General features: G+C 65.5%; 12 protein-coding genes. 7 read left to right on the top strand and 5 right to left on the bottom strand.

Translation table 11 applies throughout. The features are described from left to right. Positions 1–41 precede the first annotated feature (41 nt). Both icd and CFB50_RS14055 read left to right on the top strand, forming a co-directional pair. The gene (gene icd / locus CFB50_RS14060) at positions 42–1,298 is read left to right on the top strand and encodes an NADP-dependent isocitrate dehydrogenase (RefSeq protein ID WP_006478026.1); all 1,257 of its coding nucleotides are present in this window, start codon (positions 42–44) and stop codon (positions 1,296–1,298) included. A 279-nt stretch (positions 1,299–1,577) separates the two neighbouring features. Continuing rightward, complete coding sequence (locus tag CFB50_RS14055; protein ID WP_089446271.1) at positions 1,578–3,806, top strand: NADP-dependent isocitrate dehydrogenase; 2,229 nt, start codon at positions 1,578–1,580, stop codon at positions 3,804–3,806. Positions 3,807–3,929: 123 nt separating this feature from the next. Here CFB50_RS14055 and CFB50_RS14050 read toward each other — a convergent pair whose 3' ends face one another. Continuing rightward, positions 3,930–4,154 (bottom strand): hypothetical protein, encoded by a 225-nt coding sequence (locus CFB50_RS14050; RefSeq protein WP_069248666.1) that lies wholly within the window; start codon positions 4,152–4,154, stop codon positions 3,930–3,932. 677 nt (positions 4,155–4,831) lie between these two features. On the opposite strand from CFB50_RS14050, the gene CFB50_RS14045 reads away from it, so the two are divergent. Further along, positions 4,832–6,439, top strand: a complete 1,608-nt coding sequence (locus tag CFB50_RS14045) for a multicopper oxidase family protein (RefSeq protein ID WP_089446270.1) — start codon at positions 4,832–4,834, stop codon at positions 6,437–6,439. A gap of 183 nt (positions 6,440–6,622) precedes the next feature. Here the strand turns inward: CFB50_RS14045 and CFB50_RS14040 are convergent, their stop codons facing one another. Then, a complete protein-coding gene (locus CFB50_RS14040; protein WP_006478030.1) occupies positions 6,623–6,826 on the bottom strand; it encodes a cold-shock protein in 204 nt (67 codons plus the stop codon). Positions 6,827–7,370: 544 nt separating this feature from the next. Here CFB50_RS14040 and clpS point away from each other — a divergent pair. The 4 genes from clpS (at position 7,371) to CFB50_RS14015 (ending at position 12,374) form a co-directional block, all read left to right on the top strand. Next, entirely contained in the window at positions 7,371–7,685 is a 315-nt protein-coding gene (gene clpS, locus CFB50_RS14030; RefSeq protein WP_006398529.1) for an ATP-dependent Clp protease adapter ClpS, read from the top strand. Further along, complete coding sequence (clpA, locus tag CFB50_RS14025) at positions 7,682–9,982, top strand: ATP-dependent Clp protease ATP-binding subunit ClpA (protein ID WP_069248665.1); 2,301 nt, start codon at positions 7,682–7,684, stop codon at positions 9,980–9,982. The genes clpS and clpA overlap by 4 nt, the downstream gene beginning before the upstream one ends. 104 nt (positions 9,983–10,086) lie before the next feature. Then, the gene (locus CFB50_RS14020) at positions 10,087–11,466 is read left to right on the top strand and encodes an amino acid permease (protein ID WP_059709661.1); all 1,380 of its coding nucleotides are present in this window, start codon (positions 10,087–10,089) and stop codon (positions 11,464–11,466) included. 137 nt (positions 11,467–11,603) lie between these two features. Further along, positions 11,604–12,374, top strand: coding sequence for a COG4705 family protein (locus CFB50_RS14015; protein WP_089440848.1), 771 nt, complete (start codon positions 11,604–11,606; stop codon positions 12,372–12,374). A 53-nt stretch (positions 12,375–12,427) separates the two neighbouring features. Here the strand turns inward: CFB50_RS14015 and dut are convergent, their stop codons facing one another. From dut to lspA, 3 genes are all read right to left on the bottom strand, one after another. Further along, on the bottom strand, positions 12,428–12,874 hold the full coding sequence (dut, locus tag CFB50_RS14010) for a dUTP diphosphatase (protein ID WP_021160741.1): 447 nt from the start codon (positions 12,872–12,874) through the stop codon (positions 12,428–12,430). 55 nt (positions 12,875–12,929) lie between these two features. Continuing rightward, positions 12,930–14,141, bottom strand: a complete 1,212-nt coding sequence (gene coaBC / locus CFB50_RS14005; protein ID WP_069248663.1) for a bifunctional phosphopantothenoylcysteine decarboxylase/phosphopantothenate--cysteine ligase CoaBC — start codon at positions 14,139–14,141, stop codon at positions 12,930–12,932. Positions 14,142–14,208: 67 nt separating this feature from the next. Next, the gene (gene lspA / locus CFB50_RS14000; RefSeq protein WP_069248662.1) at positions 14,209–14,709 is read right to left on the bottom strand and encodes a signal peptidase II; all 501 of its coding nucleotides are present in this window, start codon (positions 14,707–14,709) and stop codon (positions 14,209–14,211) included.

The following is a 14,709-nucleotide window of genomic DNA, read 5'->3' as shown; positions in this document are numbered from 1 at the left end:
CGACCAGCATCACCTGCTCAGCCACGTCACTGGAGTCGATCATGCCGTATCAGCACATCAAGGTTCCGGAAGGCGGTGACAAGATCACCGTCAACAAGGACTTCTCGCTCAACGTTTCCGATCAGCCGATCATTCCCTATATCGAAGGCGACGGTACGGGCTTCGATATCACGCCGGTCATGATCAAGGTCGTCGACGCTGCGGTCGCGCATGCCTACAAGGGCAAGCGCAAGATCCACTGGATGGAGATTTTCGCGGGCGAGAAGGCGACGAAGGTGTACGGTCCGGACGTGTGGCTCCCGGACGAGACGCTGCAGGTGCTGAAGGAATACGTGGTGTCGATCAAGGGGCCGCTCACGACCCCGGTCGGCGGCGGCATCCGTTCGCTGAACGTCGCGCTGCGCCAGGAACTCGACCTGTACGTGTGCCTGCGCCCGGTGCAGTACTTCAAGGGCGTGCCGTCGCCGGTGCGCGAGCCGCAGAAGATCGACATGGTGATCTTCCGCGAGAACTCGGAAGACATCTACGCAGGCATCGAATGGGCCGCGGGCTCCGAGCAGGCGAAGAAGGTGATCAAGTTCCTGCAGGACGAGATGGGCGTGAAGAAGATCCGCTTCCCGGAAACCTCGGGGATCGGCGTCAAGCCCGTGTCGACGGAAGGCACCGAGCGTCTCGTGCGCAAGGCGATCCAGTACGCGATCGACAACGATCGCAAGTCGGTCACGCTGGTGCACAAGGGCAACATCATGAAGTTCACGGAAGGCCTGTTCCGTGACGCCGGCTACGCGCTTGCGCAGAAGGAATTCGGCGGCGAGCTGATCGACGGCGGCCCGTGGATGCGCGTGAAGAACCCGAAGACGGGCAACGAGATCGTGATCAAGGATTCGATCGCCGATGCGTTTCTGCAGCAGATCCTGCTGCGCCCGGCCGAATACGACGTGATCGCCACGCTGAACCTGAACGGCGACTACATCTCCGACGCGCTGGCCGCGCAGGTCGGCGGCATCGGGATCGCGCCGGGCGCGAACCTGTCGGATTCGGTCGCGATGTTCGAAGCGACGCACGGTACCGCACCGAAGTACGCGGGCAAGGATTACGTGAACCCCGGTTCCGAGATCCTGTCGGCGGAAATGATGCTGCGCCACCTCGGCTGGACGGAAGCAGCCGACACGATCATCGCCGCGATGGAGAAGTCGATCCTGCAGAAGCGCGTCACGTACGACTTCGCGCGGCTGATGGAAGGGGCGACGCAGGTGTCGTGCTCGGGCTTCGGTGAAGTGCTGATCGAGAACATGTAAGACCCCTTCCGGGGTGGGCCGGCAGGTTGCCGGCCGCCCCGGCGCCTACTGCCGGCGCCGGAGCGTTTCGTGGATGGCAGGTTTGTTGGCAGGGCGGTCCGGCATGCGGGCCGCGGCGCCGCGATGCGGCCCGGAGCCCCTGCAAGGTAGAACATGACGGCCCTCGCAACACCACCGCCCGGCTGAGCCGGCGCGCCCCTTTCGCGACCGACCCGGTCGCTCCCCGCCGGTTACCCGCCGGCGCTCCCTGTTCAACAATCACGTAGCAACGCATCGACCATGTCCACTTCGCCCAAGATCATCTACACCCTCACCGACGAAGCGCCCGCGCTCGCGACCTATTCGCTGCTGCCGATCGTCAAGGCCTTCACGCGCTCGTCCGGCGTCGCCGTCGAAACGCGCGACATCTCGCTCGCCGGCCGCATCATCGCCGCATTCGCGGACGTCCTGCCGCCCGAGCAGAAGGGTTCCGACGATCTGGCCGAACTGGGCCAGCTCACGCTGAAGCCGGAAGCGAACATCATCAAGCTGCCGAACATCAGCGCATCGGTGCCGCAGCTCAAGGCCGCGATCGCCGAACTGCAGGCGCAGGGCTACAAGCTGCCGGCCTACCCGGAAGATCCGTCGACGGACGAAGAGAAGGCGGTCAAGGCCCGCTACGACAAGATCAAGGGCAGCGCGGTGAACCCGGTGCTGCGCGAAGGCAATTCCGACCGCCGCGCGCCGCTGTCGGTCAAGAACTACGCACGCAAGCATCCGCACAAGATGGGCGCGTGGAAGGCGACGTCGAAGGCTCACGTCGCGCACATGAGCGAAGGCGATTTCTACGGCAGCGAGAAGTCGGCGCTGATCGCCGATGCCGGCAGCGTGAAGATCGAACTCATGACGACCGACGGCGCGAAGAAGGTGCTGAAGGAAAAGACGGCCGTGAAGGCCGGTGAAGTGATCGACGCGTCGGTGATGAGCCGCAACGCGCTGCGCAGCTTCATCGAAGCGCAGATCGCCGACGCGAAGGCACAGGACGTGCTGTTCTCGGTGCACCTGAAGGCGACCATGATGAAGGTCTCGGACCCGATCCTGTTCGGTCACTTCGTGTCGGTGTTCTACCGCGACGCGCTCGCGAAGCACGCGGACGTGCTGGCGAAGGTCGGCTTCAACCCGAACAACGGCATCGGCGACCTGTACGCGCGCCTGAAGGACCTGCCGGCCGATACGCGCGAAGCGATCGAAGCCGACGTCAAGGCTGAGTACGCAGTGCGTCCGCGCCTGGCGATGGTCAACTCGGACAAGGGCATCACGAACCTGCACGTGCCGAGCGACGTGATCGTCGACGCATCGATGCCGGCGATGATCCGCGATTCGGGCGGCATGTGGGGCCCGGACGGCCAGCTGTACGACGCGAAGGCCGTGATTCCGGACCGCTGCTACGCAGGGGTCTACCAGGCCGTGATCGAGGATTGCAAGCAGCATGGCGCGTTCGATCCGGTCACGATGGGCAGCGTGCCGAACGTCGGCCTGATGGCGCAGGCGGCTGAAGAATACGGTTCGCACGACAAGACGTTCCAGATCCCGGCGGACGGCGTCGTGCGCGTCACCGACGAAGCGGGCAACGTGCTGCTCGAGCATGCCGTGGAAGCGGGCGACATCTGGCGCATGTGCCAGACGAAGGACGCACCGGTGCAGGACTGGGTCAAGCTCGCGGTCAACCGCGCACGCGCGACCGGCGCCCCGGCCGTGTTCTGGCTCGATCCGGCGCGTGCGCACGACGCGCAGATCATCGCGAAGGTCGAACGCTACCTGAAGGATCACGACACGAACGGCCTCGACATCCGCATCATGACGCCGGTCGAAGCCACGCGTTTCTCGCTCGAGCGCATCCGCGCGGGCAAGGACACGATTTCGGTCACCGGCAACGTGCTGCGCGACTACCTGACCGACCTGTTCCCGATCATGGAACTCGGCACCAGCGCGAAGATGCTGTCGATCGTGCCGCTGATGGCCGGCGGCGGGATGTTCGAGACGGGTGCCGGCGGTTCCGCGCCGAAGCACGTGCAGCAGTTCGTCGAGGAAGGCTTCCTGCGCTGGGATTCGCTCGGCGAATTCCTCGCGCTGGCCGCGTCGCTCGAACACCTCGGCAACGCGTACCAGAACCCGAAGGCGGTCGTGCTCGCGAAGACGCTCGACCAGGCGACCGGCAAGTTCCTGGACGAGAACAAGTCGCCGGCGCGCAAGGTCGGCGGCCTCGACAACCGCGGCAGCCACTTCTATCTGTGCCTGTACTGGGCGCAGGCGCTGGCCGAGCAGACCGAGGACGCGGCGCTGAAGGCACAGTTCGAAGGCGTGGCGAAGGCGCTGTCCGACAGCGAAGCGCGCATCCTGGAAGAGCTGGCGGCCGCGCAGGGCAACGCGCAAGCTATCGGCGGCTACTACCGTCCGAACGTCGACCTGACGAGCCAGGCCATGCGCCCGAGCGCGACGCTGAACGGCATCGTCGACGCGGTTGCCTGACGCAGGCCGCGCGATCGCGCGGGCCGATGCGTGTGCCGGTGCGGCGGGCATTGCCGCCTGACGCCGGCCGCAAAAGAAAAACGCCCCGGACGCCCGGGGCGTTTTTCGTTGCAGATGTACCATTCAGACGTGAACGATTTCCCATTCGGCGATTTCGTCCGGCACTTCGAGCGTCGCCGTGTCCAGTTCGGACGGTTGCGCGCAGTCGCCGCGGGAGATGTGGTCGGCTGCCACTTCAGGGCACGAGAATGCGCCGAGCGAGGCGTTGCCGAACGTCGCTTCCCAGCCGCCGTTTGCCGGCAGGATGTAGAACGACCCGAGCGCTGAACCAAAGCGAAATCCCTTCATTTCCGTTCTCCCTTTCTGATCTCAAGCGATTCTGGTGTGCCGCCTGCCGGCTTGGCCGGCTGTGGCCCGACTGGCTGCTTGCGCCGGGTTCCGTATCGAACGTCGTGGCGAAGCGTCAGTGCATGGAACAAAGTCTACGTCCGCGGCCCGATCGGATGGTGCAGGTAGAACGGCTTCACTAAACAAAAATTCTCTTTTAAAAACAAATAATTATTTCTGTCGTTTTGTATTGCGGAACGTTTTTTGGCATCGCGAAACGGGGATTTTGTGCCCTGCACCACGAATTTTTATAACGCAGAGACTTGTTCCACATCGTGAAATATTGGCTGATTTGCGAATCGGTGAAGTGACCGGCGCCGTGGTGGGGCCGAACGGCAGGCGCGAGGCGACCGCCTGGGAACTGCCCGGGGTAGGGTGGCGTGGCACTTCGGCCGTGAGCGAAGCGCCGTGCATCGCCGATCGACGATGCGGGCCGGTGCATGCCGAATCGGGTGCGGGGTTGTCGAACCCTGCGGCGTATCGCCGCCCGGCCGGCCGCGGCGCGTCTCGATTCGGGCCTGCGGTTATGATGACGCGGGCATCAGGGTTTGCGTCGCGTATCGGCGCTTCGGCCGGCCGGCGCGGGCGTCGCGGCGGCCGCGGCCGCGCGACCCAGCATGGATAACGAGGAACGATTGATGATACGGAGAACCTTCCTGTCGCGCGCCATCGGTGTCGCGGCCGCGTCGCTGTTTGGGCGCGCCGCGTGGGCGCAGCATGCCGGTCACGCTGGCATGGCCGGCATGGACTCGATGGACGACATGCCCGGCATGTCGGGCATGTCAGGGATGGCGAGTCACGGGCAGCACGGCAAGTCCGCACCGGCCGCGCTCGCGGCCGCCGACGCGCTGCCGGCCGGCGCGCCGCTCGCGGCGCTGCGCACGCTCGCGAACGAAAGCCGCGAGCCCGGCATGTTCCGGGCCACGCTGGTGGCGCAGCCCGTGGCGCGCCCGATGCTGCACGGTGCACGGCCGACCACGTTCTGGCAGTTCGGCGCGGGCACGCAGGGCCCCGTGGTCGGTCCGCTGATCGACGTGCGTGAGGGCGACACGGTCGAGATCAAGTTCGTGAACAAGCTGCCGCAGCCGTCGACGATTCACTGGCACGGCCTGCCGGTGCCGCCAGACCAGGACGGCAATCCTTCCGATCCCGTCGCGCCCGGCGCGTCGCGCGTGTACCGCTTCACGCTGCCGAAGGGGAGTGCCGGCACCTACTGGTACCACCCGCATCCGCACATGATGACGGCCGAGCAGGTCTTCCGCGGGCTGGCCGGCCCGTTCGTCGTGCGCGCCGCGGACGATCCGCTGGCGGGCTGGCCCGAGCGCAACCTGTTCGTGTCGGACCTCAAGCTTGCGCGCGACGGCACGATTGCACCGAACGACATGATGGACTGGATGAACGGCCGCGAGGGCCAGTTCGTGCTGGTCAACGGCGCCCGCCGGCCGCGGATCGATGTCGCGGGCGACGAGCGCTGGCGCGTGTGGAACGCGTGCAGCGCGCGCTACCTGCGCGTCGCGTTCGACGACGGCCGCGCGTTCGAGCACGCGGGCACCGACGGCGGGCTGTTCGACGCGCCGCGCCGCGTCACGTCGCTGCTGATTGCACCGGGTGAGCGTGCAGAGCTGCTGGTCCGCGCCGGCGACCGGGCGTCGCGCGCCGTGCTGCAGGCGGCCGAATACGACCGCCGCAAGATGTCGATGTCGCATGATGACGGGCACGGCAGCCTGCCGCCCGATCCGGCGCTGGCCCTGGCCGACGTCGCATTCGCGCCGGCCGCCGCACGCGCGCTGCCGACGACCCTGCGCGCGGTGCCGCCGCTGGGCGAGCCGGTCGCGCACAAGGCGGTCGCGTTCGGCGAAGAGATGGACATGGACGCGATGATGAAGGGCGCGGCGCACGGCCGCCCGGCGGGCATGCGCTTCACGATCAACGGCGACATCTACGCGCCGCACCGCGCGACGCTGACGAGCCGCCGTGGCGACGTCGAGCGCTGGACGATCCGCAACGGCACCGACATGGATCACCCGTTCCACCTGCACGGCACGCAGTTCCAGGTGATCGAGCGCGCGTCGGGCGGTTCACGCACGAGCGAACCGTTCCGCGCGTGGCGCGATACGGTGAACGTGCGCAGCGGCGAAACCGTGACGATTCTCGTCACGCAAGACATGCCCGGAGAGCGCATGTTTCATTGCCACATTCTCGAACACGAGGATCTCGGCATGATGGGCACGCTGAAGGTCGTGTAACGAGTGGTGATTATGTTTCACGCGCGGGATGAGTATCCGATCTGCGCGTGTGACAAGACAATGTGTGTTCAATTATCGGGATTGAACGAAAAGGCCGGCCAATCGATAATCGATTGGCCGGCCTCAAATAAAGAAACCCGGCGCAATACATGCGCCGGGTTTCTTCGTCTGATATCCGGTGCCTTATGCGGCCTGGATGTTCGACGCTTGCTTGCCCTTCGGTCCTTGAACGACGTCAAAGCTCACCTTCTGGCCTTCCTTCAGCGTCTTGAAGCCATTCATGGTGATAGCCGAGAAGTGCGCAAACAGATCCTCACCGCCCTCATCGGGAGTGATGAAACCGAAGCCCTTCGCGTCGTTGAACCACTTAACGATACCAGTTGCCATTTCCTACTTCCCCTGTCACACAGTCGCTGCTACTTACCACGAGCACGCTCGAAAAGCTAAACGACCTGAAAACGCAGCCGTTCCCCCCTCACAAGCTCACCTCGGCCTCTTTCATTTTGCCAACCGGCAAATTGAAAAAAGTGCCAGCTTGATTGTTGGCGCTCTTTATTGGAGTGTCAAGTGGAATTTTTAGACGTTTAGAGGGACGTTGTAAAGAACCCATTTTCAGGGTTTTTCCGGCTTTGCTTAGCAGCACGCGGCCGAGCGCGAGGTCTTGAAAAGCCGCATAATCGGCTCATATACCAGGCTCGAGTGACACGCGTTCGAGTCGTCCCGGCTTGTGGGATACTGGGTGCGGACACGACGTTCCGGTGCGGTTCCCCTGACGGTTCGTGTTCCGCGCCACGCGTGAAAGCCGGCACCGCAGCCGGCTTTCGTATGGCGCGAAGAAGATCGCGTGTTCCGGGATTCCGGGGAGGGCGCCGGCCGGTCGGTCGGGTAATGGCAGGATTGCGGGCCTGTCCGAGTTGTTTAGAATGGGTGTATGGCGATTATCCCGGACAAGCAGGACAGCACCGTCCTGGAACGCAAGCAGCAGAAGCTCAAGCCGCCTTCGATGTACAAGGTGGTGCTGCTCAACGACGACTTCACGCCGATGGAATTCGTCGTGATGGTGGTCCAGGAGTATTTCAAGAAGGATCGCGAGACGGCCACGCAGATCATGCTGAAGGTCCATCGCGAAGGGCGAGGGGTATGTGGGGTCTATACGCGGGACATCGCGTCGACCAAGGTTGAGCAAGTCGTTACCCATGCGCGGCAGGCCGGGCATCCGCTGCAGTGCGTGATGGAGGAAGCATGATTGCCCAGGAATTGGAAGTCAGCCTGCACATGGCGTTCATGGAAGCACGCCAGGCGCGCCATGAGTTCATTACGGTCGAGCATTTGCTGCTGGCTCTGCTGGATAATCCGACGGCAGCCGAGGTGTTGCGCGCGTGCGCGGCAAACATCGAGGACTTGCGTCAGAACCTGCGCAATTTCATCCACGACAACACACCTACCGTCCCGGGTACCGACGATGTCGATACCCAGCCGACGCTCGGTTTCCAGCGCGTGATCCAGCGCGCGATCATGCACGTCCAGTCGACGTCGAACGGCAAGAAGGAAGTGACCGGCGCGAACGTGCTGGTCGCGATCTTCGGCGAGAAGGATTCGCACGCCGTGTACTACCTGCAGCAGCAGGGCGTCACGCGCCTCGACGTCGTGAACTTCATTTCGCACGGCATCGCGAAGACGAGCAGCGGCGAAGCCGCGAAGTCGGCTGACGCGAACGCGGAAAGCGAAGACGCGAATGCGCAGAAGGAAACGCCGCTCGCGCAATTCACGCAGAACCTGAACCAGATGGCGAAGGACGGCCGCATCGATCCGCTGATCGGTCGCGAGCCCGAGGTCGAGCGCGTGGTCCAGGTGCTGTGCCGCCGCCGCAAGAACAATCCGCTGCTCGTCGGCGAGGCCGGCGTCGGCAAGACCGCGATCGCGGAAGGGCTCGCCTATCGCATCACGCGCGGCGAAGTGCCGGACATCCTCGCGAACGCGCAGGTCTATTCGCTCGACATGGGCGCGTTGCTCGCGGGCACCAAGTACCGCGGCGACTTCGAGCAGCGTCTGAAGACGGTGCTGAAGGAGCTGAAGGAGCGTCCGCACGCGATCCTGTTCATCGACGAGATCCACACGCTGATCGGCGCGGGCGCCGCGTCGGGCGGCACGCTCGATGCGTCGAACCTGCTGAAGCCGGCGTTGTCGTCGGGCGTGCTCAAGTGCATCGGCGCGACCACGTTCACCGAATATCGCGGCATCTTCGAGAAGGACGCGGCCCTGTCGCGGCGCTTCCAGAAGGTCGACGTGACAGAGCCGACCGTCGAGCAGACGGTCGCGATCCTGCGCGGGCTGAAGTCGCGCTTCGAGGAGCATCACGGCGTCAAGTATTCGTCGGGTGCGCTGTCGGCCGCGGCCGAACTGTCGGCGCGCTTCATCACCGACCGTCACCTGCCGGACAAGGCGATCGACGTGATCGACGAAGCGGGTGCCGCCCAGCGCATCCTGCCGAAGTCGAAGCAGAAGAAGACGATCGGCAAGAGCGAGATCGAGGAAATCATCTCGAAGATCGCACGCGTGCCGCCGCAGAGCGTATCGCAGGACGACCGCAGCAAGCTGCAGACGCTCGACCGCGACCTGAAGAGCGTCGTGTTCGGCCAGGATCCGGCGATCGACGCGCTGGCTGCGTCGATCAAGATGGCGCGCGCGGGCCTCGGCAAGATGGACAAGCCGATCGGCGCGTTCCTGTTCTCCGGCCCGACGGGCGTCGGCAAGACCGAAGTGGCGCGCCAGCTCGCGTTCACGCTCGGCATCGAGCTGATCCGCTTCGACATGTCGGAATACATGGAGCGTCACGCGGTGAGCCGCCTGATCGGCGCGCCGCCGGGCTACGTCGGGTTCGACCAGGGCGGCCTGCTGACCGAAGCCGTCACGAAGAAGCCGCACTGCGTGCTGCTGCTCGACGAAATCGAGAAGGCGCATCCGGACATCTTCAACGTGCTGCTGCAGGTGATGGACCACGGCACGCTGACGGACAACAACGGCCGCAAGGCGGATTTCCGCAACGTCATCATCATCATGACGACGAACGCGGGCGCCGAGTCGATGCAGAAGGCGACGATCGGCTTCACGACGCGCCGTGAAACGGGCGACGAGATGACCGACATCAAGCGCCTGTTCACGCCGGAGTTCCGCAACCGTCTGGATTCGATCATCAGCTTCCGCTCGCTCGATGAGGAAATCATCATGCGTGTGGTCGACAAGTTCCTGATCCAGCTCGAGGAACAGCTGCACGAGAAGAAGGTCGACGCGCTCTTCACCGACGCGTTGCGCAAGCATCTCGCGAAGCACGGCTTCGACCCGCTGATGGGCGCGCGGCCGATGCAGCGGCTGATCCAGGACACGATCCGCCGTGCGCTGGCCGACGAACTGCTGTTCGGCAAGCTGCTGAACGGCGGTCACGTGACGGTCGACGTCGACGAAGGCGACAAGGTGCAGTTGTCGTTCGACAAGCTCGGGAACCCGCCGCACAAGCCGAACGAAGAGGCGGTCGAAGTCGAGTAAGCGATAATCGGGTAGTTCATGCGAACGGCGCGGGATGTTTTCCGCGCCGTTTCGTTTTATCTGGCGCCGGCGGCGCGATGGTGGTGCAGGGGAGTGGCAACGCAGTGACACAACAACAACGGACGTTCGACGACATCGTCGCGCGCGAACAGGGTTTGCGCCATGCGCTGACGTCTGGGCAGATGGCGATGATCGCGATCGGCGGCGCGATCGGTACGGGGCTGTTCCTCGGCAGCGGGTTCGCGATCGGGCTCGCCGGCCCGAGCGTGCTGGTCTCGTATGCGATCGGCGCGCTGATCGCGCTGCTGCTGATGGGCGCGCTCGCGGAAATGACGGTCGCCCATCCGACGGCCGGCTCGTTCGGCGCGTACGCCGAGCACTATGTCGGCCCGCTGGCGGGTTTCCTGGTGCGCTATGCGTACTGGTTCGCGGTCGTGTTCGCGATCGGCACCGAGATCAGCGCGATCGCCGTGTTCATGAAGTACTGGTTCCCGGCGGTGCCCGGCTGGTACTGGGTGATCGGCTTCTCCGCGCTGCTGATCGCCGTGAATCTCGCGAGCGTCACGCTGTACGGCACGGTCGAATACGCGTTCTCGCTGCTGAAGATCGCGGCGATCGTCGTGTTCATCGTGCTCGGCGCCTATCTCGTGTGGTCGGCGCCGGCCGCGTCGGGCATCGGTTTCGCGAACTACACCGCGCACGGCGGCTTCATGCCGAAGGGGCCGTGGGGCACCTGGGTCGCGGTGATCGTCGCGATCTTCAGCTACATGAGCATCGAAGCTGTCGCAATTGCGGCCGGCGAGGCGCGCGATCCGCAGCACGCGGTCACGCGCGCGTTCCGCTCGACGGTGTTCCGGCTCGTGCTGTTCTACCTGCTGACGCTGTCGCTGATGCTCGCAATCGTGCCGTGGACGCAGGCCGGCACCGACGAAAGCCCGTTCGTGAAGGTGATGGCCGCGACGCATGTGCCGTACGCGGCAGGCGTGATCAACTTCGTGCTGTTGATCGCGGCGCTGTCGGCGATGAACAGCCAGCTTTACGTGACGACGCGGATGATGTTCAGCCTGTCGCGTGCGCGGCTCGCGCCCGCGGTGTTCGGCCGGCTCGGCACGAACGGCGTGCCGCGCGCGGCGCTGTGGATCTCGACGAGCGGTGTCGCGGTTGCGGCCGTGCTGGTCGCGCTGGCGCCCGACACCGCGTTCACCGTGATGATGGCGATCGCGATGTTCGGTGCCCTGTTCACGTGGCTGATGATCTTCGTCACGCACCTGCGCTTCCGTTCGCGCTATCGCGGCCCCGCGCTCGCATTCCGGATGTGGGGGCACCCGTTCGGCAGCCTGCTCGGTGCGGGCCTCGTCGCGGCGATCCTGTTCACGACCGCGTTCACGCGCGAATTCCGGATGACGATGGTGGTCGGCGTCGTGTTCGTCGTGCTGCTCACCCTCGCATACGCGCTGCATTACCGGCACCAACACGCACGTTGAGGGTCACGGCGCGGCCCGCACGCGCCGATTCGCCGCTCGCTAAGGTTCCGTTAAGCCTGCGGCGACTACATTCGATCCTGTCTGCAAGGCAGGCCGGCATGCGCTGGCCCGCCGCTTTCCTGCAAAAAGGGGTTCGAATGAACAAACTTCCCGAAATCACGCTCGCGTTCTGGATCATGAAGATCTGCGCGACGACGCTCGGAGAAACCGGTGGCGACCTGCTGTCGATGACGCTGAACGTCGGCTACGCGGTAAGCTCCATCCTGCTGTTCGGCTTCTTTCTCGTGACGTTGGGCGCGCAGCTCAGGACGACGCGCTATCGCCCGGCAATCTACTGGGCCGTGATCGTCGCGACGAGCACGGCCGGCACGACGATGTCCGACTTCATGGACCGCACGCTCGGCCTCGGCTATGCGGCCGGCTCGTCGATTCTCGTCGCGATCCTGCTGGCGATCTTCGCGGTGTGGCGACTCAGCGGCGAATCGCTGTCGGTCGACCTGATCCGCACGCGCAAGGTCGAGCTGCTGTACTGGATCGCGATCCTGTTCTCCAACACGCTCGGCACCGCGCTCGGTGATTTCCTCGCGGACAGCTCGGGGCTCGGCTTCGGTGGCGGTGCGCTGCTGATCGGCGGGCTGCTCGCGGTGATCGTGCTGGCGCACTATTTCACGCGTATCTCCGGCGTGCTGCTGTTCTGGGCCGCGTTCGTGCTCACGCGTCCGTTCGGTGCGACGGTCGGCGACCTGCTGACGAAGCCGGTTGCGAAGGGCGGCCTCGCGCTCGGCACGATCGGCTCGTCGGCGGTGCTGCTCGGCGTGCTGGTCGCGATGGTGATCTACGCGATCGTGGCTCAATCGCGGCAGCGCGACCTGGCGCCCGCGCGGATCGCGCAAGCCGTCGAGGAGTGACGGCGAAGGAATGAAAAAAAGGGGCCGCGAGGCCCCTTTTTTCGTTGCGTCGTTCAGTGACGGCCGGTGCTGCCGAAGCCGCCCTCGCCACGATCGCTTTCGGCGAAGTCGTCGACGATGTTGAACTGCGCCTGCACGACCGGCACGATCACGAGCTGGGCGAGCCGCTCGAACGGATTCAGCACGAACTCGGTCTGGCCGCGGTTCCAAGTCGAGACCATCAGCTGGCCCTGGTAGTCGGAATCGATCAGGCCGACGAGGTTGCCGAGCACGATGCCGTGCTTGTGGCCGAGGCCCGAGCGCGGCAGGATCAGTGCCGCGTAGCCGGGATCGGCGAGATGGATCGCGAGGCCGGTCGGCACGAGCGTCGTTTCGCCCGGCTGCAGCGTGACCGGTGCATCGAGGCACGCACGCAGGTCGAGGCCCGCGCTGCCGGTGGTCGCGTAGGCGGGCAGGTAGTCGCGCATGCGCGCGTCGAGAATCTTCAGGTCGAGTTTCATGCGGTCGTCGGATGGGTCGGGAAGGGCGCAGCAGCGATGGCCGCCGCGCGGGAGATCAGATCAGGCGATTGTCGGGCAGGCGCTTCGCGATTTCCGCGACGAGCGTGTGCGCGAGTTCGTCCTTCGGTGCGCGCGGCAGCCGCGTGAGGCCGGCGGCCTCGAACAGCACGACTTCGTTGTCGTCGCGACCGAACGTCAGCGGGCCGAGGTTGCCGACCAGCAGCGGCACGTTCTTGCGCTTGCGCTTCTCGTCGCCGTGCACGTCGAGGTCGCCGCTTTCGGCCGCGAAGCCGACGCAGAACGGCGGATCGGGCAGCGCCGCGACCGACGCGAGGATGTCGGGGTTCTCGACGAACGCGAGCGCGGGCACCTTGTGGTCGGCCGTCTTCTTCATCTTGTGCTCGGCAGGCTGGGCGACGCGCCAGTCGGCGACCGCAGCGACCGCGATGAAGATGTCGGCATCGGCGACCGCATGCATGACCGCGTCGTACATCTGCTGCGCAGTCTGCACGTCCTGACGGTAGACGCCCCACGGCGTGTCGAGCGCCACCGGCCCCGCGACGAGATGCACGTCGGCGCCGGCCTGCTGCGCGGCGCGCGCGAGCGCGAAGCCCATCTTGCCGCTCGAGCGGTTCGTGAGGCCGCGCACCGGGTCGAGCGGTTCGAACGTCGGGCCGGCCGTGATCAGCACGCGCCGGTGCGCGAGCACCTTCGGCGCGAAGTGCGCGACGATCGCTTCGTAGATCGCCTCGGGCTCGAGCATGCGGCCGTCGCCGACTTCGCCGCACGCCTGCGCACCCGAATCCGGGCCGAGCACCGACACGCCGTCCGCGCGCAGTTGCGCGGCGTTGCGCTGCGTGGCCGGGTTCTGCCACATCTGGCGGTTCATGGCGGGCACGACGAGCAGCGGGCAATCGCGCGCGACGCACAGCGTCGACAGCAGGTCGTCCGCGAACCCGTGTGCGAGCTTCGCGAGGAAGTCCGTCGACGCGGGTGCGATCACGATCGCATCGGCTTCGCGCGACAGGTCGATGTGCGCCATGTTGTTGTCGACGCGCGCGTCCCACTGGCTCGTGTAGACGGGCCGGCCTGACAGCGCCTGCATCGTGACGGGCGTGATGAACTGGGTGGCGGCTTCGGTCATCGCGACCTGCACGGTCGCGCCGGCCTTCACGAGCAGCCGCGTGAGCTCGGCGATCTTGTAGCAGGCGATGCCGCCCGTCAGGCCGAGAACGAGGTGTTTTCCTGCGAGTTCTGCGTGTGCCAACTCAGGCCTCCAAGGGTCAAACGGAACGGCCGGCGCGAAGCCGGCCGTCGACGCCGAGTATGCGCGCTTAGCGCGAGCCGCGCACGCGACGCAGTTCGTCGTAGATCAGCAGCACCGCGCCGACCGTGATCGCGGAATCGGCGAGGTTGAACGCCGGGAAGTGCCAGGCGCCGAGATGGAAATCGAGGAAGTCGATCACGTGGCCGTAGACGAGCCGGTCGATCACGTTGCCGAGTGCGCCGCCGAGGATCATGGCGAGCGACAGGCTGAACAGCCGCTGCTGGCCGTGACGCTTCAGCAGGAAGCAGATCACGAGCGTCGCGGCGATGCCGAGCGCGGTGAACGCCCAGCGCTGCCAGCCGCCGGCGGTCGACAGGAAGCCGAACGCGGCGCCGCGGTTGTACACCAGCACGAGGTTGAAGAACGACGTCAGCTCGTGCTGCGCGCCGTACGCGAACGTCTTCAGGATCGCGATCTTCGACAGCTGGTCGAACAGGATCACGATCAGCGAAATGCCGAGCCAGGGCGCGAGCGCGCCGCTGGCCGGTTTCGACAGGGTTTTCGCCAT

Origin of the sequence: Burkholderia sp. AU33423, assembly GCF_002223135.1 — a bacterium.
GTDB classification, from domain to species: domain Bacteria; phylum Pseudomonadota; class Gammaproteobacteria; order Burkholderiales; family Burkholderiaceae; genus Burkholderia; species Burkholderia lata_D.
The sequence above is the reverse complement of the archived record's forward strand: the minus strand, read 5'-3'. Positions and strand labels throughout refer to the sequence as shown.